Annotated in this window: 21 protein-coding genes and 1 pseudogene; 1 reads left to right on the forward strand and 21 read right to left on the reverse strand. The window is 52.1% G+C overall.

Annotated elements, in window-relative coordinates; all coding sequences use genetic code 11:
• Window positions 1–148: 148 nt before the first annotated feature.
• Together SD71_RS12425 and SD71_RS12430 are read right to left on the reverse strand one after the other, a co-directional pair.
• Window positions 149–1,870: an ATP-binding cassette domain-containing protein gene (locus SD71_RS12425; RefSeq protein WP_041063687.1), complete on the reverse strand. Its 1,722-nt coding sequence runs from the start codon at window positions 1,868–1,870 to the stop codon at window positions 149–151.
• On the reverse strand, window positions 1,836–2,699 hold the full coding sequence (locus SD71_RS12430) for an energy-coupling factor ABC transporter ATP-binding protein (RefSeq protein WP_052476214.1): 864 nt from the start codon (window positions 2,697–2,699) through the stop codon (window positions 1,836–1,838). The genes SD71_RS12425 and SD71_RS12430 overlap by 35 nt, the downstream gene beginning before the upstream one ends.
• Window positions 2,700–2,796: 97 nt before the next feature.
• Here SD71_RS12430 and SD71_RS12435 point away from each other — a divergent pair, with 97 nt between their 5' ends.
• Window positions 2,797–3,420 carry a biotin transporter BioY gene (locus SD71_RS12435; RefSeq protein ID WP_052476215.1) on the forward strand — a complete coding sequence of 208 codons (624 nt, stop codon included), beginning with the start codon at window positions 2,797–2,799 and terminating at the stop codon, window positions 3,418–3,420.
• Window positions 3,421–3,548: 128 nt separating this feature from the next.
• Here the strand turns inward: SD71_RS12435 and SD71_RS12440 are convergent, their stop codons facing one another.
• The 19 genes and pseudogenes from SD71_RS12440 to SD71_RS12525 all read right to left on the reverse strand — a co-directional run bounded on the left by SD71_RS12440 (window position 3,549) and on the right by SD71_RS12525 (window position 21,457).
• The gene (locus SD71_RS12440) at window positions 3,549–4,019 is read right to left on the reverse strand and encodes a RicAFT regulatory complex protein RicA family protein (RefSeq protein ID WP_041063689.1); all 471 of its coding nucleotides are present in this window, start codon (window positions 4,017–4,019) and stop codon (window positions 3,549–3,551) included.
• Between the two features lie 38 nt (window positions 4,020–4,057).
• Window positions 4,058–5,620 (reverse strand): tRNA (N6-isopentenyl adenosine(37)-C2)-methylthiotransferase MiaB, encoded by a 1,563-nt coding sequence (miaB, locus tag SD71_RS12445; RefSeq protein WP_041063691.1) that lies wholly within the window; start codon window positions 5,618–5,620, stop codon window positions 4,058–4,060.
• Between the two features lie 287 nt (window positions 5,621–5,907).
• Window positions 5,908–6,486: a phosphate propanoyltransferase gene (gene pduL, locus SD71_RS12450; RefSeq protein WP_041063693.1), complete on the reverse strand. Its 579-nt coding sequence runs from the start codon at window positions 6,484–6,486 to the stop codon at window positions 5,908–5,910.
• Window positions 6,487–6,580: 94 nt separating this feature from the next.
• Window positions 6,581–7,446: pseudogene (locus SD71_RS12455) on the reverse strand (2-oxoacid:ferredoxin oxidoreductase subunit beta).
• Between the two features lies 1 nt (window position 7,447).
• Window positions 7,448–9,184 (reverse strand): 2-oxoacid:acceptor oxidoreductase subunit alpha, encoded by a 1,737-nt coding sequence (locus tag SD71_RS12460; RefSeq protein ID WP_041063694.1) that lies wholly within the window; start codon window positions 9,182–9,184, stop codon window positions 7,448–7,450.
• Window positions 9,185–9,368: 184 nt separating this feature from the next.
• Entirely contained in the window at window positions 9,369–10,325 is a 957-nt protein-coding gene (locus SD71_RS12465; RefSeq protein WP_041063695.1) for a dipeptidase, read from the reverse strand.
• Between the two features lie 151 nt (window positions 10,326–10,476).
• Window positions 10,477–10,737, reverse strand: coding sequence for a stage V sporulation protein SpoVS (gene spoVS / locus SD71_RS12470; RefSeq protein ID WP_027084382.1), 261 nt, complete (start codon window positions 10,735–10,737; stop codon window positions 10,477–10,479).
• Window positions 10,738–10,951: 214 nt separating this feature from the next.
• Window positions 10,952–11,746 (reverse strand): TIGR00282 family metallophosphoesterase, encoded by a 795-nt coding sequence (locus SD71_RS12475; protein ID WP_041063743.1) that lies wholly within the window; start codon window positions 11,744–11,746, stop codon window positions 10,952–10,954.
• Window positions 11,747–11,824: 78 nt separating this feature from the next.
• The gene (rny, locus tag SD71_RS12480; protein ID WP_041063696.1) at window positions 11,825–13,366 is read right to left on the reverse strand and encodes a ribonuclease Y; all 1,542 of its coding nucleotides are present in this window, start codon (window positions 13,364–13,366) and stop codon (window positions 11,825–11,827) included.
• A 252-nt stretch (window positions 13,367–13,618) separates the two neighbouring features.
• On the reverse strand, window positions 13,619–14,605 hold the full coding sequence (locus SD71_RS22260) for a regulatory protein RecX (protein ID WP_052476216.1): 987 nt from the start codon (window positions 14,603–14,605) through the stop codon (window positions 13,619–13,621).
• A 99-nt stretch (window positions 14,606–14,704) separates the two neighbouring features.
• Window positions 14,705–15,757, reverse strand: a complete 1,053-nt coding sequence (gene recA / locus SD71_RS12490) for a recombinase RecA (protein WP_041063697.1) — start codon at window positions 15,755–15,757, stop codon at window positions 14,705–14,707.
• A gap of 570 nt (window positions 15,758–16,327) precedes the next feature.
• Window positions 16,328–17,581, reverse strand: a complete 1,254-nt coding sequence (locus SD71_RS12495; RefSeq protein WP_041063698.1) for a competence/damage-inducible protein A — start codon at window positions 17,579–17,581, stop codon at window positions 16,328–16,330.
• Window positions 17,578–18,201: a CDP-diacylglycerol--glycerol-3-phosphate 3-phosphatidyltransferase gene (gene pgsA, locus SD71_RS12500; protein ID WP_041063699.1), complete on the reverse strand. Its 624-nt coding sequence runs from the start codon at window positions 18,199–18,201 to the stop codon at window positions 17,578–17,580. The genes SD71_RS12495 and pgsA overlap by 4 nt, the downstream gene beginning before the upstream one ends.
• Window positions 18,198–18,431, reverse strand: a complete 234-nt coding sequence (locus tag SD71_RS26225; RefSeq protein WP_041063702.1) for a hypothetical protein — start codon at window positions 18,429–18,431, stop codon at window positions 18,198–18,200. Before SD71_RS26225 ends, pgsA begins: the two co-directional genes overlap by 4 nt.
• Window positions 18,432–18,513: 82 nt before the next feature.
• A complete protein-coding gene (locus tag SD71_RS12510) occupies window positions 18,514–19,005 on the reverse strand; it encodes a YajQ family cyclic di-GMP-binding protein (RefSeq protein WP_041063703.1) in 492 nt (163 codons plus the stop codon).
• 111 nt (window positions 19,006–19,116) lie between these two features.
• A complete protein-coding gene (locus SD71_RS24220; RefSeq protein ID WP_165418314.1) occupies window positions 19,117–19,278 on the reverse strand; it encodes a hypothetical protein in 162 nt (53 codons plus the stop codon).
• 77 nt (window positions 19,279–19,355) lie between these two features.
• A complete protein-coding gene (locus tag SD71_RS12515; RefSeq protein ID WP_052476217.1) occupies window positions 19,356–20,219 on the reverse strand; it encodes a RodZ domain-containing protein in 864 nt (287 codons plus the stop codon).
• Window positions 20,220–20,260: 41 nt separating this feature from the next.
• Window positions 20,261–21,031, reverse strand: a complete 771-nt coding sequence (locus SD71_RS12520) for a DUF3388 domain-containing protein (RefSeq protein WP_041063704.1) — start codon at window positions 21,029–21,031, stop codon at window positions 20,261–20,263.
• Between the two features lie 171 nt (window positions 21,032–21,202).
• Window positions 21,203–21,457, reverse strand: a complete 255-nt coding sequence (locus SD71_RS12525) for a DUF3243 domain-containing protein (protein ID WP_041063705.1) — start codon at window positions 21,455–21,457, stop codon at window positions 21,203–21,205.
• Window positions 21,458–21,530: the final 73 nt, after the last annotated feature.

A 21,530-nucleotide genomic window follows, 5' to 3' on the forward strand; every position in this document is an offset into this window, starting at 1 on the left:
GCCGATTCTGAGCCCATACCTTCTTGATCGCCTTGAATTCGGCAGGCGGAATGAGAGCAGGCTTTCTGTTCGGCGCCGTTCTGGCTATAGCTGGAGCGGTGCTGACTTGGTCCGCAAAGACTGAAAAATGAGCTGCTCCTTTATTCGATTAGGTCGCGTTTATATATTTGCCGAACCACCACAATGCTGCGGTTAACACAAGTGAGCCCGCCGTCAGGATAGAATCGCGTAATCGCCATTGCAGACTCTCTGCATGAATCGGAGCTGCCCGCATTCCCACTCCGCGGCTCTCCAAGGCGACGACAACCTCATCCCCCAGCCGGAATAACGAGAGCAGGAAAGGCAGCGACACATCGCGAAGCCTACGGGCAGACGCAGCGGGAGTTCGGGACACCTGCTTGCCGCGTGCCAGAAAGATACGAGAAAAACGTTCCCATTCCCTAAGCAGTACAGGAACAAAGCGGATCATCAATGTGACGGTGAGTACAAGCTTCTGCGCAAATGCCGGCATCCTGCCTTTGAATGATAGAAGCTGTACCAGCGATCTCCGTAAAGAAAGAGGAGTCATTGCAATCGCCATTGCTATGCCGAGCAGCAGCACAAGCATCGTACGGCTAAAGGAGAATAGAGTCCCCAAGAACGATTCCATATTAAAATAACCGCTGCCCCCGCCCCGCCCAATTGCCAGAAACCCCGAAACCATCATTGCAAAAATAACATAGCTTTGTATCATTCCCCGCCAACGATGCAGTGAAATTCGACCCGTAACAAGCAACGAAACGGTTACCACAGATCCGGCAGCGATGCCGATCCACGTTGTCTGGGCGAACATGCCGGCCGACAACAGCATATAGGCGAGCCATATCGCACGAGGGTCGAATCGGCGTACAAGCGAAGAACCTTCCTTCTCCGTCACATGTTTGCGCGCCGCACCGCCAATGACCTCTAGCTGTCTCGTTTCTCTGCCTACAGGCGCTGCAGCACCCCTGTTTGCAGCAATGGCTTGAGCGGCTTCCGCCGGCTTCCAGAGCTGCGTCGCTGCAACGCCGTTCCGATACAACGCGTGAGCGATCCGAAGCCACTCCGGAACTTGCATGCCCGTCTCTTCCAGCCATTCCGGATGTGCGAGCAGCTGCTCGCTGCTGCACAGCCTAAGACTGCCGTCCGGATGAAGCAGCATGACCTGATCCGAGAGCGGCAGCGCCCAGTCGGAGTCATGGGATACCAGCAAAATACCGGTATTCTCTGATTTTAGCTTCGTGAGATGCTGTGCCACACGATCATGCCCGGTGCCGTCCAGCCCTGCAGTCGGTTCATCGAGGAGCACCCAAGCGGCCGGAGCTGCGAAAAGAGCAGCAAGTGCAGCCCGCCTGCGCTCCCCGCCGCTCATCAGATAAGGATCGCGTTTCAGCCAAGCGTCATCCCATCCTACAGAGGATAGCGCTGTGTTTTTGTACTGCTGTGTGACCGCAGCGGGAAGATGAAAGGGTCTCAATGAGTAATCCAGCTCGTCAGCGACGCTTCGCGAGAATAATCCCTCTTCGGGCGACTGGCAAGCGTAGCTGTAACTGCGCATCGCCATTGCGCTTAATTTAGGCTTGCCGACTCTCCTCTCTACCCATAGAGGTTCATTGCCATAAGTAATCTTCAGCTTTTCGGGCGGCCGTAAGCCGGCCAGCTTTTCCAGCAGCGTCGTTTTCCCTGCACCGTTCGCTCCCATGAGAAGAGTGACGGTACCGGGCCGCAGCCTTAAACCGGACGAGCGGCGGCTCTCTTTGCCTTCTTCACCGCGATACCAGACGATACCGTCCACACAAAGCTCTGCGCCGAAAGGTTCAGGTGTATCGCGCTGTGCTATCCGCTCCTGCAAAATGACCCATCACCTTTCGCCATTCTTCAGCCGTAACCGGCAGAGGATCCTGCAGCTGGTTCAACTGCCTTAATTGCATCGCTAAAGTCGCCAAGTATGGTACACGCAGACCGGAGCTTTGACAGAGTGAATCGTGACCTGTTTCTCCATAAAGAAATTTGCGGACATTCCCGTCGAAAATAATCCGGCCGCCCGCCAACGCGGCGACACGGAAATCCGGCTTAAGCTCATCCAGCCGCTGTGTCACCCAAACAACAGCAGAACCTGACCTATGTATGTGCTCAGCTGTTTCCAGCACTATTTTTCTATTCGCGTCATCCAGCATAGAAGTGACCTCGTCAAAAACGATGAGAGGAGTCCGGGACGCTGCCGAAGCGGCAATGGCCGCAAGCTGAAGCTGCCCTCCCGAAAGCTTTTCCCAAGGCAAATCCGCGAGCTCCGTCAGCCCGGTCATTTCAAGAGCCTCAGCCGTTCGAGCCTTAACCGAGCCGGGTGCGAGTTCCCGCCATTCCAGGGCAAACCGGACTTCTTCCCGCGGCGACTCCCCGAACAACTGTGCTTTAGGCTGCTGCAATACGATTGGAGAAGCACTCTCGCCCGCAAAGCCGCGGTTGACGGTGCCCATCAAATTTTCCTCATATAGACCGGCCAGCAGACGAGCCATTGTCGTCTTGCCGCTGCCGTTCACTCCCACCAAGTAAAGCCATTCTCCGGGAGCTATAGTCAAATTTACATTGTGCAGCCGATCGTCCTTTTCCCCAAATTCATTGGTGCCGGCAACAGAAACTCCTGATAACACCATTTGCTCATCTACCGCATTGCCGGACATAAAAAATCCCTCTTCTCAACCGGGCGTTCCCATGCTACAATCTCAATTGTTAACCAGCTCTCATAATTTAGGTTAACATTTAGGAGGAACTTTGACAATGTCCGTACCCACATCTGCAGCACCCGCAAGCTCAAGAGTACATACGAACAAATGGCTTCGCGGAATCGTATTCACCGCTTTATTCGCAGCTCTTTTTATTGCCGCAAGCTTCATCAAAATTCCGCTGCCTTTCAGCCCGGTTCCCATCACCTTGCAATCGTTTGCCGTCATGATTGCCGGAGGACTGTTAGGTGCAGTCTATGGATTCTGGAGCATCTTTATTGTCATCATTCTCACCGCTTGCGGCTTTCAGCTTATGAACGGCCCAGGCGGGTTTGCCCAAATCCTTGGGCCTACGGGCGGATTCATCTGGATGTTTCCTTTTGCCGCCTTGCTGATCGGCTGGTTCTCGGATAAGCTTTTTTCCGGGAAAAAGAAACTGACAATAGCGCAGACCGTGTGGTTGTTGCTCGCTGTCTACGCCTTCGGATCATTGCTGCTATATGTGACTGGAGTTCCTTGGCTGGCCCATTACTCACCTAAGTATGATCTACACGGCGCCTACATGGCCGGTATGTACCCGTTCTTTATTGGTGATGCGATTAAAGCGGCGGCTGCCGCTTTGGTAATTAAAGCACTTCGCCCCACTCTGCCGTCGATTAGACCAATAAAGAACAAGTAACCTCTATGAAGTCTCTCTGCAAAGGGAGACTTTTTTATTTATATCGTTAATTATTAATGCTATGCAAGAAAAAAGAGAAAGGGCCGCGCATGCAGCGCGACCCCTTGCTTTTTAAATATAACTATCTATTAATCGCATTGTTCAGGCGGTTCCGGAGGGGCGGCGGCTTCAACATCCAGCTTCTCGGCAACCGAATCCCGGATGACCGAGACAACGGACTGCAGCAGGTAATTCACATCTACTTGGCTTTGCTGGAACTGTTGAACGATCGGCATTCCATCCAGCTCATCCTGGATGGAATCGATCTCTGCTTCGATTTTTTCTACCATCTTCGGATTATTGAAAGTGCTCTGGAATGCGACAAGCTCTTTCTGTTTTTTCTTTATGGTCGTTATAAGGCTTTGCACCCGGTCGTGCTTCTGGATGACTTTCTCCGCCTTCTGGTAAATCTCGACTTCTTCCGTCGTTGTAATGAGCTGAGCCAGCTCTTTAGCCCTTGCTAGAATATCTTCACGAACGATCAATGTGCGATTATCGAAGCTCGGTATGGAGCAGTCCTCTCCATGCTCGTGGTCATGGTCGTGTGCGTGTGCCGACATCTTGTTCTCCTCCGTTCGACTTTTAAGCCGAGTGTTATTTAGACTGCGTTGCTGGCCGGCACTTGTGCGCCGACGACTTCCGCTTTAATGTACCAGGTTTTGGCTTCCATCACCCGAACGTTGACAAGCTGCCCGATCCATTCCTTGTTTCCTTCAAAATGAATGAGCTTATTCGAGCGGGTCCGGCCGGATAGAACATTCGCATTATTTTTACTTTCGCCCTCCACCAATACTTCGACGACCTGTCCTATGAGCTCTTGATGGTGCGCCAGAGAAAGCTCCGCGATCAGTTCATTCAGGCGGTGAAGCCGCTTTTGTTTCACTTCGTAAGGCACGTTGTCTTCCATCACCGCAGCCGGTGTACCCTCACGAGGGGAGTAAATGAACGTAAAAGCCATCGTAAAGTTGGCCTCTCGAACCAGCGAAAGAGTTTCTTCGAATTGCTCATCCGTCTCGCCCGGAAAACCGACGATAATATCGGTGGAGAGTACCGCATTCGGTATAGCGATACGAATACGCCGTACGAGATCGAGGAATAGCTCCCGCGAATATTTGCGGCTCATACGCTTCAAAATCTCGGTGCTCCCGGATTGAACCGGCAAATGGATATGCTCCACCAGGTTGCCGCCCTTGGCTAACACTTCGATGAGGTGATCGTCAAAATCACGCGGATGCGAAGTGGTGAAGCGAACACGCGGAATATCGATTTTGCGGATATCATCCATCAAATCGCCAAAGCGATAGTTTCGGTCTGCGAAATCTTTGCCGTAAGCATTTACGTTCTGCCCGAGCAGAGTTATTTCCTTAAAGCCTTGCCGCGCGAGATCGCGAACCTCCGCGATGACATCCTCAGGCAGGCGGCTGCGCTCTTTGCCTCGGGTATAAGGCACGATACAGTATGTGCAGAATTTATCACAGCCGTACATAATATTCACCCAAGCCCGCAGGCCTTCGGTGCGTTTCTTAGGCAGGTTCTCGATGATATCGCCTTCTTTGGACCAGACCTCGACGACCATCTCTTTGCCGAAATGCGCATCCTGCAGTAAGTGGGGCAAACGATGAATATTATGCGTTCCGAAAATCATATCGACATGCGCATGCTTCTGCATAATACGATTCACGACTGACGCTTCCTGTGACATGCAGCCGCAGACGCCAAGTATCAGATCCGGGCGCTGCTGCTTCAATACCTTCATATGTCCGAGCTCGCCGAACACCTTGTCCTCCGCATTTTCACGTACTGCGCAAGTATTGAAAAGGATCACATCGGCATCCTGGCGATCTACCGCAGCGATGTACCCCATCGCTTCGAACAGACCGCGCATCACTTCCGTATCGTGCTCATTCATTTGACAGCCATAAGTGTATATCAAATATTTTTTGCCTAGTCCGAGGTTCCGGAGCTTGTCCGGCACGGCATTCTCGTAATGAACTTGAATCGACTCTTTGCCACGCTGCTTCTCCTGCCGGTAGTCCGGCTCGGAAAGTATATGGATATCCCGTCCGTTCAGACGAATCGTTTTGCCGTTTTGATCCTCGGAAATGAGCTTGGCGCCGGAGAAATCGAAGTATTTGCTGTAATCCTTGCTCTCTTTGGCCACTTACATTTCCCTCCCAAAACCGGGGAAGCTCTGCCGAGTCTCCCGCAAGTGTCAATCCTTCGTATTATAGCATGAACTTGCGAGAGGATGCGACATTGGATTCACACGAAAAGTACTGCGAAAAAGGGATGGCACTCCACCGCTGTTAAAATCAAGTTGTCTGAATGATAGATCATGGTAACAACTAGATTTTAAAGGCGGCCGTTCCACTTTCCGTACCACCCCTTTTCCTCCGTACCCGTATGAATCCTCGCCGCATTCTTATCTGCTTCATCTTGCTATTTTACTCAGTCAATAATTTCACCGAAGGTGCCGGGGGTGACGCCTGCGGCGTTGCCTTCGTCTGTGTCGATATGCATGTCCAGTGCATATTGATCCGACACGCGCGCGAGCACCTGTTCAAATACCACGCCGCGTTCACCGCCTACACGCACCTTCAACATTTGTTGATCCTGAATCCCCCACCGCTCAGCATCGGCAGTATGAAAATGAATATGGCGGGCGGCCACGATCACGCCTTGCTCAATGGTGACCTCACCGGCGGGGCCGACGATACGGATTCCGGGCGTGCCTTCGATGCTGCCGGATTGGCGAACGGGAGGATTGATACCGAGCGTGAAGGCATCCGTCCTTGAGATTTCCAATTGCGTCAGTTGTCGTGCCGGGCCCAAGATGCGCACTTTAGCAAAAGACCCTTTCGGTCCATGGACCGAAACCATCTCGTGCGCCGCATATTGCTTAGGCTGGGACAACGGTTTCAACTCCGTTAGCGTCGCTCCTTTACCGAACAAAGCATCCACATGCTCCAATGACAAATGTATATGCCGTGCGGATACGCCGACCGGTACTTTCTTGGTATCGGACATCGTTGACGACCTCCTTGTCAGTATGTTTCGACACCCTAAGTATAACGCAAGAGGCGCACGGGACAAACCCGTGCGCCTCTTATAAAGTTGTATATTATTTGAATTCAGTGAGCAGTTTGTCAAAATCAGCGCGGGAGAGCTGCAAATCTTGTTTGGCGAGCCCTTCCGGTTTGAACCCTGTAATCAAATTCTCGTAGGATTTGCGCTCTTTGTTCTGATAGATCAGACCGGTAAGCATACCGTTCGTCTCCATGATCTTGTTCATAGCAACGACACGGTTGGAAGGATCGTAATCCGGGTATTGCTCCAGGTTAACGATGTTCTCCTTGAACCAGTCGTATGTGTTCACTTTGTTGAATGTCACACAAGGGCTGAATACGTTGATGAGAGAGAAGCCTTTGTGCTGCAAACCTTGCTCGATCAGTGAAGTGAGCTGCTTGAGATCGCTGGAGAAAGATTGAGCAACGAAAGTAGCGCCGGCGGACAGCGCAATTTCAAGCGGCGACAGCGTGGACTCGATGGAGCTTCCGGTGTCGATTTCGTTTTGAAGCCTTCCGCACTGCGCGGCGAGGTTTGGCCTTTGGTCAGACCGTAAATCTGGTTATCCATTACGATGTACGTAACATCAAGGTTACGACGGATCGCATGAACCGTATGGCCCATACCGATGGCGAATCCATCTCCGTCACCGCCGGAAGCGACTACCGTCAGCTCGCGGTTTGCAAGCTTGACGCCTTGCGCGATCGGAAGCGCACGTCCGTGAATACCATGCAGGCCATAAGCGTTGATGTAACCGGAAATCCGGCCCGAACAGCCGATCCCCGAAATAACCGCCAGTTGTTCCGGCTCCAGTCCTCTGTTAGCCGCCGCGCGCTGAATCGCCGCCTGTACGGAAAAGTCGCCGCAGCCCGGGCACCAGTTCGGCTTGATATTGTTACGAAACTCTTTAAATGTGGCCATCTTAGTTCAGCTCCTTACAGGCTTTGTGAATTTCCGAAGGCAGGAACGGCGTTCCATCGTACTTCAGCATGTTACGGATTTTGTCGTGTGAGCCGTTGTTTTGCTTAATCAGGTTAGCTAATTGACCGGTTGCGTTATTTTCCAGAACAACAATCTTCTTGGCAGCATCCAGATGAGGCTGCAGCAGGTCGGTCGGGAAAGGATGCATTTGGCGCACCATGATCCGGTTGGTAGTGATGCCCTCTTGCGTCAGTCGATCGCGGGCTTCTTCAATCGTTCCGCCGGTGGAGCCCATAGCAATGATCAATAAGTCCGGATTCGCATTCGGAGCATCTGCTTTAATCGCGTTCGTGATGCGCAAGGACTTGATTTTATTTAAACGTTTGTCCATCATTTTCTCGCGATTCAGCGCATTCTCGGAAGGTCTTCCTTCCTGATCGTGCTCTACGCCGGTTACGTGATGGATGCCGTTTTTCATGCCCGGCAGCACACGAGGCGAAATGCCGTCTTCCGTCCACTCGTAACGTTTGAACATATGGTTGTCTTCCAGTGCCGGCAGTTCTCCTTGTGCCAGCTTGCCGCGGTTGATTTCGATTTTCTCGAAGTCCAGCGCTTCACAAGACTGTTTACCTAGGGACAACTGCAAGTCGGTAGCGATAATAACCGGTACTTGGTACTTTTCAGCGATGTTGAAAGCTTCGACCATATCGTAGAAGCATTCTTCAATCGTGCTTGGCGAGATGACGACTTTCGGAATTTCGCCGTGCGTACCGTAGATCAGTGCGTTAATATCGGATTGCTCTTGCTTCGTCGGCAAGCCCGTTGAAGGACCGCCGCGCTGGGTATCTACGATAACAAGCGGTGTTTCCGTCATGCCGGAGAGGCCGATTGCTTCCATCATGAGCGAAAGACCGGGACCGGCAGAAGCTGTCATCGTGCGCACACCGCCGTAGTTCGCGCCGATTGCCATCGTTACGGCAGCAATTTCGTCCTCGGTTTGAACAACTGTACCGCCGAACTTAGGAAGCTTCTTGATCAAATATTCCATAATTTCCGAAGCCGGAGTAATCGGATAAGCCGACATCAATCGGCAGCCTGCAGCGATCGAACCAAGCGCCATCGCTTCATTGCCGATCATGAACAGCTTCTGCTTCCCGTCCGCTTCTTCCAGCCTGAATTCGTCGAGCGGACCGCCTGCCTGTTCCAGAACGAACTCTGCGCCGCGGCGGACCGCTTCGATGTTCTTCTCTACGATTGCAGGACCCTTACGACCGAACTCTTCTTCTACAGCTGTGTTGAATACTTCCATCGGCAAGCCGAGCAGCGCCCATGAAGCGCCGGAAGCGACCATATTTTTCATGAGGGAAGTGCCGAGCTCTTCCGCAATCGCCGTAATCGGTACCGCGAACAGACGAGCTTGAATGCCGTCCGGAATCGTTGGCGAGAACTTCGCGTCGGCAACAACGACACCGCCTGGGCGCAATTCGCCCGCATTCAAATCAATGCTCTCCTGGTCAAACGCCACGAGAATGTCCAAATCGTCTGAAATCGCGCGAATCGGCTTTGTACTGATGCGGATTTTGTTATTCGTGTGTCCGCCTTTAATCCGCGAGGAAAAGTGACGGTACCCGTAAAGGTAATAGCCCAGCCGGTTCAGCGCCGTGGAGAAAATACGGTCCGTACTTTCCACGCCTTCCCCTTGCTGGCCGCCAATTTTCCATGACAGTTGACTGATCACAGTGCCCATCTCCTCTAAATGTGTGTTTCTTAATTTTTTCGACAATATTTTTAATAAAATTTATTCATTGACCATATAAATTTTATGTTTGAGCCGTCCAAATTGCAAGACAAAACGTAGGATTTACACATAGTTCTTTTCGATCGAATCATTGCCGATTCGAGATGGATGTTAGCCGAACGGTTCAGTTTGGTAGATTTTTTATTAAAAAACGAACGGCATTTTCGCCCATTATACCTTTTACGACACTTTCCGGATAATGTCTCAGCAGCGTATCAGCAAGAACCGTATAGCGGCCGGGATGTTCCAATCCTTGCACATGACGGTCGACACCATCGAAATCCGATCCGAAACCTACCTGATTTGCTCCGCCGAGCGCGCAAATATGCTCGATATGTTTCATTATATCATTTATATTGGCAGGTTCCGAGCTAGTTAGAAACCACGGTACAAATGTGAGCCCAATGAGGCCTCCCGCAGATAAGAGAGTTTGGATCTGGCTGTCGGTAAGGTTTCGGGGATGATTCCGTATCGCTCTGCAATTGGAATGGGAAGCAAAAAAAGGGCGCGCTGCACAATTGGCTATTTCCCAGAATCCCTGATCTGATAGGTGAGATACATCTATTAGGATACCCAAATTTTGGCATTCCGATATCAATTGCCTGCCGGCCTTAGTAAATCCGCCTCCGCGAGGCTCCATCGCCCCATCGCACGCCCAGTTCGCATGATTCCAAGTAGGGCCCAGCAAGCGCAGTCCCAAACGGTGCAGAAGCTTCAGAGTCCAGAAGTTGCCTTGCAGCGCGTCAACCCCTTCGAGGGAGAGGAGAGCACCCGTTGTGCCCTCATTCAAAGCAGACTTCAGATCGGCTGCGCTTCGGATCAGCTTGATTCCCGACACGGTAAGCACCTGACTCCAGTACAACTCCGCTGCGTGCATGACAGACTCCGGGTTGCCGGGCACCTTGTCAGGCACATAAAGCGCAAACACTTGAAGCATGACCCCGCCCTGTCTCAACCGTTCCGGAGTTGCATCGAATATTGCGCCGGCGCTGTTCTGCGGTGAATCGGCTTCGCTCCATTTGGCATCGGGATGCTCAAGCATTTTACAAAGAACATCTACGTGCAGATCTGCCACCCTCACAGATTAACCTCCTATACAGACAAATGGGTAACGTCCTAACCGCACAAAAAAACCTGCTGCAACGATGCCTTCAGTGTCGCAACAAGGTCACGAGACTTCAAAAGACATCATAGAAACAGGTCGACGAATTGCAAATTCTTTTTCTTTGCCCTTACCGGGGTTCGACGATTAGCTTGATCGCCGTCCGGTCTTCCCCGTCAATTACAATATCCGTAAAAGCCGGGATGCAAATCAGGTCTACCCCGCTCGGTGCGACAAACCCGCGGGCAATAGCGACCGCTTTAACCGCCTGATTGAGTGCGCCGGCGCCAATAGCCTGCAGTTCGGCTGCTCCGCGTTCGCGAAGTACACCAGCGAGTGCGCCTGCAACGGAGTTTGGATTGGACTTTGCTGAAACCTTTAAAACTTCCATGACCAGTACCTCCTCTTATGACAACCAACGTGCCGCATTGCTAACTAAATCGGTTGTGCATCAGAACAACCGAATATTACGCAGGCACTACATCGGTTGCATCGGGAATCTAGCGGAAATCGAAGGATGGGCCCACTAAGGCATATTATTCGGTAACCCCGGCGAAAATTCCTTCTTTTCAATTCCGATCCGGTCATGAAAGTACGTGTAACGTTTAAGTGGCAATCCACGAGTCTTCATCTACGCTGATCAATTGCACTTTTTGCGCCTTGCCCGTCGATTCATCTAGCTCGGCATAGACTCCATTAAGAGCCCACTTGCCTTCTGCCACGGTGAAACGCGCTGGCAGCCCGGTCAGAAAACGACGAACAACCGCCTCTTTCTCCATTCCGAGCACACCGTCCCGAGGTCCCGTCATTCCCGCATCCGTGACATACGCTGTGCCTTCAGGAAGAATCCGTGCATCATTCGTTTGAACATGGGTGTGCGTACCGACCAGCAATGAAGCATAACCGTCCAAATGCCAGCCGATGGCTACTTTTTCGCTTGTCGCTTCCGCGTGGAAATCGACCAATATGCATTTCGTTGTCCGGCGCAGCTGCTCAATCTCTTCATCGGCGGTGCGGAACGGATCTTCTGCCGGAGGCAGAAATGTGCGGCCGATCAAATTAACAACGCCGAGCGATTTGCCATTCGCTTTGATAATCATGCTGCCTCGGCCCGGGGTGCCCGGTGCCAGGTTACTCGGCCGAATCATCCTTGGCTCGTCATCGATAAACTCGAAAATTTCACGGTTATCCCAAGTATGGTTTCCCATCGTGATGCCGTGAACGCCGCATTCGAACAGCTCTCGCGTGATGCTTGCGGTAATCCCGCGGCCGCCGGCGGCGTTCTCACCGTTGGCTATAATAATGTGAGGATGATATTTGTCGTTGATCCACGGAATGAGCCGTCTTACGGTGTCACGTCCGACATTGCCGACAATATCTCCAATAAAAACAACTCTCATATTCTCACCGTCCGTTCTAAAAGGAAAAGTGGCTGCAACTGCCGCAGCCACTTTTCAGCCTTCCCTGCATTTTGTAAATTATTTCGCGTACTCGACGGCACGGGTTTCACGAATGACCGTAACCTTGATGTGACCCGGATAATCCAGCTCACCCTCGATTTTCTTCGTGATATCGCGAGCCAATCGGAACGCTTCCGTATCGTCGATTTTCTCCGGCTGCACCATAACGCGAACCTCGCGTCCGGCTTGAATCGCGTACGATTTCTCGACGCCTTCGAAAGACTCGGAGATGGCCTCCAGCTTCTCAAGCCGGCGGATGTAGGTTTCCAGCGTTTCGCGGCGTGCGCCCGGACGGGCTGCACTGAGCGCATCGGCAGCGCCGACGAGCATTGCGATGACCGAAGTCGCTTCTACATCTCCGTGATGAGAATGGATACTGTTGATGACGACCGGATGTTCCTTGTACTTCTTCCCTAATTCCACGCCGATCTCGACATGCGAACCTTCCACTTCGTGGTCGAGCGCTTTGCCGATATCGTGCAGCAAGCCGGCGCGTTTGGCTAGCGTAATGTCTTCTCCAAGTTCCGCAGCCATAAGGCCAGTCAGGTAGGCGACTTCCATCGAGTGCTTCAGCACATTCTGACCATAGCTCGTCCGGAATTTCAGACGGCCGAGAATTTTGATCAGATCCGGATGAAGGCCATGCACGCCCACTTCGAAAGTTGCCTGCTCGCCGTATTCGCGAATTCTTTCGTCGACTTCCTTGCGGGATTTCTCCACCATCTCTTCGATGCGGGCCGGGTGAATCCGTCCGTCCGCAACCAGTTTCTCAAGTGAAGTTCTGGCAATTTCACGACGAATCGGATCAAAACCGGACAGAATGACCGCTTCCGGCGTATCGTCGATGATGAGGTCGATCCCCGTCAACGTCTCAAGCGCACGGATGTTTCGGCCTTCACGGCCGATGATGCGGCCTTTCATCTCTTCATTAGGCAGCGAGACGACGGATACCGTCGTTTCGGCCACATGATCCGCAGCACAACGTTGAATGGCAAGAGAGATAATATCGCGGGCCTTCTTGTCGCCTTCTTCTTTGGCTTGTTGTTCGATTTCTTTGATTAACTGCGCGGTCTCGTGGCGCACTTCCTGTTCCACTGTCGACAAAATCATCTGCTTAGCGTCTTCAGTAGACAAGCTCGAAATGCGTTCCAATTCCGTTACCTGCCGCTTATGCAGCAATTCAATCTGTTCTTGGGTCTCTTCAACTCGTTTCTCTTTGTTGGCGACTTGCTCCTCTTTGCGTTCCAACGCTTCGAGCTTGCGATCCAGCGACTCTTCCTTTTGTAGCAGCCGCCTTTCCTGGCGTTGAATTTCGTTCCGGCGTTCGCGAATATCGCGTTCCGCTTCGTTACGGAGCTTATGCACCTCGTCTTTGGCTTCCAACACGGTTTCTTTGCGAATGGCTTCCGCTTCTTTCTTAGCGGCTTCGACAATTTGACTCGCGGCCTGTTCGGCACTGGAAATTTTGGCTTCCGCAATGGATTTGCGTACGACATAACCGATCCCAAAGCAAAGGGCGCCAACAACGACAACGATCAAGACCCAGATACTAAAGTCCATGGTCTCTCACCTCCTCGTTGCATCACCAAGGCAACCGCTTGGGGACACTTATTCAATTGATTTTCCGGTTTCCAAACCGTTTGATTACATGTGAGCAAAGCATAAAAGTCGAAAAAACGCGTTCCGAATCATTTTTTGGAAGGGAAAAGGGTTCGGAATGAAAGATGGAATACAAAATCATTTTATCTTTTGCGAAAATAGATTGTCAAGCAACGATATACGTTCTATGCCCACACGTGTGCGCTTAGGTTATTAATCTAGTGAATCATCGGGATCCGTTCCGACATCCGGGTCGAACTCGAACCAGGCTTCTTCATCCGCGGATTCCGCGGCAATTTGCTGTACCGCAGTCTTCACGATACTGCCCGGGAAGCCGCGGCGCATTAGCATCGCCATCAATTTCTGCTTTCTTTCCCTGTCATTACCTTTTATATTCGGCCAGCGTTTGCGTGCTAGAACTAAAGCTGAATTCTGCTCCAGCTCTCCGTCCAGCTCACCTAGCGCAGCATCGATCTCTTCTCGGCGCACGCCCCTCTGCAGCAGTTCTTGCCGAATCAAAAGCCTGCCCTTACGTTGGGATACCGCCCGCTGCTCCGTGAAGCGCTTGGCAAATGCCGAATCATCCAACATACCCCGCTGCTGCAGACGCTCCAAGCAGCCGGTAATGACCTCAGGGCTGAACCCTTTGCGTTTCAAGGATTTAGACAGTTCTGCCGTCGTCCGCGCTTTTCTTTCCAACATTCCAAGTGACGTGCGGTAAGCTTCCTCTTTCTGTTCATCTTCTTTTAACTCGGCATACTCTTCGGCCGATAACCGGCGCCCTTTCAGAAGGCGCCAGCTGACAAGGGTATCCTCATGCACGGTAAGCAGGGTTTCGGCTTCGGGCCCTGCCAACTGGGCACTTGCGATCAAGGCATCCACTTCAGACGGCCAATCGCGGCCGGCTTGATCATGCTCAGTATCATCGTGCGCACCTTCTACATCAGGCGGCGCTTCACCGACTTCTAATTTAAGTGCAAGCCGGTACATGTGAGATTGTTTGGGATGAGCCTCGACAGCGACGATCGTGGCGCCGGTAATAGGCAAGTCCTCGAGTTCGGCGGCCAATCCGGATGGAACATCGCTTGTATTCGGCGAGCCCTCAAGCTCGCCGGCCAATCCGGATGGAGCATTTGCTGACTTTTTTTGTCGACTGCCGGTCCAGCCATAGCCTTTTCCTGTCCTTCTCGACTTGTACACTGCGATCCCTCCTCCGGAAAAAGCAAATAGCGGCAATAAATGCCGCCTTTAGCTGTCATATGAGTTGTATAAGTATGGGGTTCTCAATACTTAATGCCATTAATCCTCTTCGAATTCGCTATCGTCGTCATCGCTTGCAGCGAAAGAGGCAGCTTTGCTCGTTGGGGATGAGCTGAGCAGAGCATCGCGAATTTGCTTCTCGATTTGCGCGGAAACATCCGGATTATCCTTCAAATACTGCTTCGCATTCTCGCGGCCTTGACCGAGACGCTCGCTGTTATACGAGAACCATGCGCCGCTCTTCTGGACGATATCCTGCTCCGCACCGATATCGATTATGCTGCCGTATTTAGAGATGCCTTCTCCGTACATGATATCAACATCCGCTTGCTTGAAGGGTGGCGCGACTTTGTTCTTAACGACCTTAATCTTGGTCCGGTTACCCACGACATCGTTGCCTTGTTTGATCGCTTCGACACGACGAACGTCTAAACGTACGCTGGCATAGAACTTCAACGCGCGTCCGCCCGGTGTCGTCTCCGGATTACCGAACATAACGCCGACCTTCTCACGCAATTGGTTGATGAAGATGGTAATCGATTTGGACTTGCTGATCGCCCCGGACAACTTCCGCATCGCCTGAGACATGAGCCGCGCCTGTAAACCGACGAAGGAATCCCCCATATCGCCTTCAATCTCCGCTTTAGGAACGAGCGCTGCAACGGAGTCTACAACGACAATATCGACAGCACCGCTGCGCACCAACGCTTCGGCAATTTCCAAAGCCTGTTCGCCGGTGTCTGGCTGGGAGAGCAGCAGCTCGTCGATGTTGACGCCGAGATTGCGGGCATACAACGGGTCCAGAGCATGTTCCGCATCAATGAATGCAGCTTGTCCGCCAGCGCGTTGTACTTCTGCAATCGCGTGAAGCGCCACAGTTGTCTTACCGGACGATTCAGGTCCGTATACCTCAATAATTCTACCGCGCGGATATCCGCCAATCCCCAGTGCTATATCTAATGCCAAAACTCCGCTGGAGACCGTTTCAACCTGCAGATGCGAGTTCTCCCCAAGCTTCATAATCGAGCCCTTGCCGAACTGCTTCTCAATCTGGCGCAAGGCCATGTCTAATGCGGCGCGACGATCCGACAACACACCCACATCCTTATCCTTTGATATTTTCATCATACTGGTTTTTCAAGCATTTGCCAAGCATTTTGAGAACATTTGTTCGATTCTTTTCCGAAAAAAGAACCGCAGCAAAGTATTCTTCGCTACGGTTCTTCCGCAACTTTCAACAGTAATGTATCATAACCGTCTTTTGTTGACAAGCCTTGGCAGTAAGTTTAAAGCGCTGCTCACCGAAACCGTCAGCGCTTGCACAATCCTAGTTTGCTGAAACCTCGACCTGTAAGGCGGGTGAGCCGCCTTACACGCATGTACACTCGCTCAACTTCGACCTGTAAGGCGGGTGAGCAGCCTTACATGGATGCACACTCGCTTAACTTCGACCTGTAAGGCGGGTGAACAGCCTTAAACACATACACACTGGCTGAACTCCAAGCTGGAAGACGGGTAAATCGACTTTCACGATGCACACGGGCTGAACTCCACGCTGTAAGAGGAGTAAATCGCATTACACGCGTGCACACTCGCTCAACTACCAGCTGTAAGGCCGCTCAGCCTCGCTGCAGCAGACAGCGAGGCCTCCAAGCGCACACCTTATGCCCGCCCTGTCAACGCTTGCCACAGCGTGTACAGCGAGCGCTTGGCAGCACGGAGGCGAATGCCCTCCCGGTCGCCCGAGAGCTGCAGCTTGTCCACCCTGGTCGGCTGCCCTTTCTGCGCAAGGCCTACGAAGACGAGGCCAACCGGCTTGCCTTCGGAAGCTGCCGGACCGGCGACACCGGTTACCGACAAAGCGAAGTCGGAGTCGGCCGCTTTCAGCACGCCCTCCGCCATTGCGGCTGCCGTCTCTTCGCTGACCGCTCCAGGCGCATCAGGGCCATCCAGCAGTTCGTTCGGCACACCCAGCTGCCGATGTTTCATCAGGTTGCTGTAGCTGACCACTCCGCCCTGAAACACATCGGCGCTCCCAGGGATCATCGTGATCAGCTGGGACACCATGCCGCCCGTGCAGCTTTCTGCAAGCGATACCGTGCGGCGTTGTTCGGTCAATAACTGCACAACCTTCGATTCAATCGACACGTCTTCCTCTGCATACAGATAAGACTCCGTCCGCCGGCGGATTTCCGTCAATGCCGCCTCCAGCTTCCGCTGCGCTTCAGCGCTATCCCTCGCTTTGGTCGACACGCGGACGGTAACTTCCCCTTCTTTGGCATAGGTGGCGATGGTCGGGTCATTCTGTTCCCGGATGAGATCGATCAACGTTTCCTCAAGCAGCGACTCGCCGATGCCGGCGAACTTCAGCATCACGGAATGGAGGCTCAAGGTTTCACCCGTCAATTGCTTCAACCAAGCCGTACCGTCGTTGTCGAACATCGGCTTCATCTCCCGCGGCGGTCCCGGGAGGAGCAAATAATGCGTACCGTCGACGCTCAACGCGTTACCGACCGCGAGCCCCGTATCGTTGCGCAAAGGGGTTGCCCCTTCGACCAGTAACGCCTGGCGGCGGTTACTTTCGACGAATGTCATTCCGCGTCCTGCAAACAAGCTTTCGATTTTGTTCATCGTCGGCTCGTGAAGCTCAACATCACGGCCCAAATATTCGGCAAGCGCGTCGCGGGTCAAATCATCCATCGTCGGCCCGAGGCCCCCCGTGAAAACGAGGAGATCCGCCCGGCTGCGCGCCAATCGTATCACTTCGATCAAACGATCTTTGTTGTCGCCCACTACAGTCTGATAATAAACATCAATGCCCAGCTCTGCCAAACCTTTCGACAGATACTGGGCGTTGGTGTTGACGATCTGACCGAGGAGCAGCTCCGTGCCGACAGCGATAATCTCTGCTCTCATGTATTCCGCCGCACCTCGTTCGAACCTTGTCCGCCTGTAGACGGATCGCCCACCGGAATCAGGTTTTTATTTTTGACGAAATAATCAATGCCGGAGTACACCGTAATAAGCACTGCAGCCCATACGACATATAGGTCTACCCGGAAATCGATAAAGTTAAAAGGGAAATTGTTCAGAAGCAGCACGATGATCATCGTGATTTGCACTGCTGTTTTCCATTTACCCCATTTGCTCGCCGCTAGAACAGTGCCTTCCAGCAGGGCTACCTGCCTTAATCCCGTAACCGCCCATTCACGGCTGATGATGACGATAGCCACCCAAGCGGCAAGCATCTGAGTCTCAACCATCGAGATAAGAACAGCCGCTACCAGCAGCTTATCTGCCAGAGGGTCCAGCAGTTTGCCCAAATTGGTGACGATTTTGTGTTTACGCGCAATATAGCCGTCCAGTCCGTCTGTGCTTGCCGCAATGATAAACAGCAGAAGCGCAAACACCTGGTTATACAAAATGGAATAATTTCCTACTGTGAGCGGCTGAACATCCAGCTTCACAAGCAGAAAAAACGTCATGATCGGCACGATAAAGATCCGTATCAACGTGATCCGGTTGGCGAGGTTCACGCGATTCCCTCCCCTGATAAATCATATTCATACGCATGCGTGATACGAACGCGGCGGATCTCGCCGATCTCGGAACGGCATCGGGTAATGAATACCTCTCCGTCTACGGTCGCATCTTCCGGCTTATCGACGAGTGAGTAACCCCGTTGATGCACCAGGCCGGACATGATCTCGGAATCGACCAAATTTTTCTCGCAGCCGAGCGTGACGACGCTGACTTTCTCTGGCATGGATGACTTCCCCCAAACGTTCGTCAGTTCTTATGCACAACAGTATAAATGAACCCCTTGGACGTGTCAAAACGCGCGATCCTTATCGATAATTGATAAATTGAAGCTCAAGAGGCATTCCGGCACCTCGGAGGAGAGCCATAACCGCCTGCAGATCGTCTTTCGTTTTTCCTGTGACCCGCAGCTGGTCGCCTTGAATTTGACTTTTCACTTTTAACTTGGAGTCCCGGATCATAATATTGATTTTTTTCGCATTTTCCTGGTCGATGCCCTGTCTCATCTTGATGGTCTGCCGAACGGTCGCGCCGGAAGCCGGCTCAACTTTGCCGTAGTCCATGTTCAGGATAGGAACTCCCCGTTTAATAAGCTTGGACTGCAAAATATCAACGACGCTGTTGAGCTTATATTCGTCTTCGGAAGCGACTACGAGCTGTTCCCCTTCCAAGGAAATCTTGCTTTTGCTTCCTTTGAAATCAAACCGGGTTTCAATTTCCTTCATCGCCTGCTGAACCGCGTTGTTCACTTCCTGCATGTCTACTTTAGATACGATATCAAAAGAATACTCCGACGCCATAACCTTTGTCTCCCTTTCTTGTTATCCGGCTTTTGAAGTTATTATAGCATGACAATTATTCGCACAGAAAACAAAAAGCCCTCCACAGAGGGCTTATACGTTAGGTAAAGCTTAGCGGGAGCGGACCGGCTCCCTTAGCATGTCCAGGATTCCGAGCACGATATGTGCGAGTCCGAAACCGAGTATGCCGTATCCCCAAGCGCTCGGCGTCAAATACCAGCCCAGCAGGCTGACGATGATGCCGAGACCGCTCACAATCCAGCTGAGTGCCATTCCCATTCCCTCCGGTCACGTGGACTATAAATATCAATAGTAGGATTACCGGAGTATGAAAAGTTTATGCGGCGTGGTTACTGCGCAGGCGCAGCGGCAACCGGTGTGAACAGCAGTCTGCTGCGATTCGCTTTATCCCCGTCGTCAACGGGTACACCGTCGATCTTGACTGTAGCGAGATCCGAGCGTCCGATGCTGATATAGAACACGCCAGGCACGTCAAAAGACAGAGTTTGAGGAGTGTCGACACTCGCGTAATGAAGCTTCTTCCCGCTTCTTCCGCCGTCTCGAACTTCGACCCAGCAGCGGCCGGTGATGTCTATTTCCAATTTGTGGCCGCCCTCGGGAGAAATCTCGTAATATCGCGTGCTGCCGCGCGTTTCCTTGAATGAAACTGTCACCGTGCTGTTCGGAGTCAGACTTGGTGAAGCCGACTCGGTAGGTGAAGGAGACGGCGCCGCTGAAGCTGTCGGACTTGGCGTCGGTGTCCCAGTGTCCGAGCTGATCGGCGGGGTCTGCGGGGCCAGCTCGTTAGGTTCGGCAGACTTGGTATTAATATAATACACATAAATGACGACTGCTATGAGAATAGGAAAAGCCCACATGAGCAGAGATACAGCGGCTTTACCCCATCGGTCGCTGTGCTGAACGCTTCGGCTGCTGCTTTTGATCTGGGGTTGAACCAACACCGTCTCAGGCGCGGTCGCCTTCGGCAGCTCTTGCTGATACAGCCGAAGCACCTCTTCGGCGTCCAGCCCTACCGTCTCAGCGTACGTTTTCACAAATGCACGCACATAGAACGAGCCAGGCAGTATCTTATAATCCCCCGTCTCAATGGCTTCCAAATACCTTTTGCGAATTTTCGTAATTTCCTGAACATCGTCCAGCGTATAGCCGCGCTTCTCCCGCGCAGTACGCAAGACCTCGCCTAAATCAGACACTGCCTCTCACCTCCGGATTATCTTGGTGCCCGCGTATGTAGTCAGAACTCATCGTTCAGCCCGGCTGTTGTGAAGTTTTCGTACGTAATTTCTTCCTCAGGCGTATTCCGCAGCTCCACGATACAATTGAAAATATCATAATCAAACTGCGATTCCCTTACGAAAATATCGGGATGCTCGATCACCTTGGTTGAAGGCATCGCCATGATTTCTTGCAGCAGTCCGTAATGTTTCTCGTTAGAACGAATCGTACTTACAATACCATCGACGATAAAAACGTTATTCGGGTTCATTTCTTCTTCGGAAAGCTGACTGCGTACCGTTTGGCGGAGCATGGTGGAAGAGACGAACGCCCACCGTTTGTTCGCGCACACGCTGCCCGCGATGATGGATTCCGTCTTGCCGACCCGCGGCATGCCGCGCAGCCCGATCGTCTGATTGCCTTCCCTTTTGAACAACTCCCCGAGAAAATCGACGAGCAAGCCCAGCTCGTCCCTGGTAAATCGAAAGGTCTTGCGATCGTCTGAATCACGTTCAATGTATCGCCCGTGCCGAACCGCCAGAATATCGGTCAGTTTCGGAGGACGCAAGGTGTTCACCGTTATATTCTCGACCTTGGCAAGCATCTTGCCCAGCAACTCGATCTTCTCCTCATCGTCCGTCTGGAGGAGCATGCCTCGCGTTCTGTCTTCAACTCCGTTAATACTCAGAATATTGACCTCGAGCATCCCAAGCAGCGACGCGACGTCCCCCAGCAGACCGGGACGATTTTTGTGGATTTTATACTCCATATACCATTGTTTGGGTTCCATGACACACCTCATTCAAATAAACGGAAAAATAATGCCTTTCGACACTTTCATGTTTATTCTACAACGCTCGCCATTATCCTGCAAAATAAAATAGGTTTTTACTTCCAAAGACCTAACAAGGAAAGAGGACAGAAAGCCTCCTGAGGGAGGCTTTCCATAAATACCGATCGATTAAGAATTGGACTGCGCCAGCTTAACCATCATGCCGGCCATTGTTTGACGCTCGTTTTCGTCGCCGACATCCCATAATTCTCTTAATACACGCTGCTCGTCGTTTTTCGGATCGACCCGGTCATGAAGGAACTCTCCGATTTCATACGCCAGCTTGGAGATATCTTGTTGGTCGACACCGAGGTTTTTGGCCGCAGCCACACGATTTCCCAGAAACTGTTTCCACGTCTCAAAATTATTCATAACGGTAGACATTGAGCAGCCTCCTAACGGGTATGGGGATTAAAACTCAACGCTAATATGTCCGTTTAAGGCCTCATTTATGCGG

Source organism: Cohnella kolymensis, assembly GCF_000829465.1.
In the GTDB taxonomy this organism is placed as follows: Bacteria; Bacillota; Bacilli; order Paenibacillales; family Paenibacillaceae; genus Cohnella; species Cohnella kolymensis.

Excerpts from the sequence above, each read along its gene's own strand:
- SD71_RS24220 (WP_165418314.1), bottom strand. The coding sequence starts at position 19,278 with ATGGCACTCAGCTGGATTGTGAGCGGTCTCGGCATCATCGTCAGCCTG.
- SD71_RS12510 (WP_041063703.1), bottom strand. The coding sequence starts at position 19,005 with ATGGCGTCGGAGTATTCTTTTGATATCGTATCTAAAGTAGACATGCAG.
- SD71_RS12525 (WP_041063705.1), bottom strand. The coding sequence starts at position 21,457 with ATGTCTACCGTTATGAATAATTTTGAGACGTGGAAACAGTTTCTGGGA.
- pduL (WP_041063693.1), bottom strand. The coding sequence starts at position 6,486 with ATGTCCGATACCAAGAAAGTACCGGTCGGCGTATCCGCACGGCATATA.
- SD71_RS12475 (WP_041063743.1), bottom strand. The coding sequence starts at position 11,746 with ATGAGAGTTGTTTTTATTGGAGATATTGTCGGCAATGTCGGACGTGAC.
- SD71_RS12435 (WP_052476215.1), top strand. The coding sequence starts at position 2,797 with ATGTCCGTACCCACATCTGCAGCACCCGCAAGCTCAAGAGTACATACG.
- SD71_RS12495 (WP_041063698.1), bottom strand. The coding sequence starts at position 17,581 with ATGAGAGCAGAGATTATCGCTGTCGGCACGGAGCTGCTCCTCGGTCAG.
- SD71_RS12440 (WP_041063689.1), bottom strand. The coding sequence starts at position 4,019 with ATGTCGGCACACGCACACGACCATGACCACGAGCATGGAGAGGACTGC.
- SD71_RS12430 (WP_052476214.1), bottom strand. The coding sequence starts at position 2,699 with ATGTCCGGCAATGCGGTAGATGAGCAAATGGTGTTATCAGGAGTTTCT.
- SD71_RS26225 (WP_041063702.1), bottom strand. The coding sequence starts at position 18,431 with ATGCCAGAGAAAGTCAGCGTCGTCACGCTCGGCTGCGAGAAAAATTTG.
- spoVS (WP_027084382.1), bottom strand. The coding sequence starts at position 10,737 with ATGGAAGTTTTAAAGGTTTCAGCAAAGTCCAATCCAAACTCCGTTGCA.
- rny (WP_041063696.1), bottom strand. The coding sequence starts at position 13,366 with ATGGACTTTAGTATCTGGGTCTTGATCGTTGTCGTTGTTGGCGCCCTT.
- SD71_RS12520 (WP_041063704.1), bottom strand. The coding sequence starts at position 21,031 with ATGGAACCCAAACAATGGTATATGGAGTATAAAATCCACAAAAATCGT.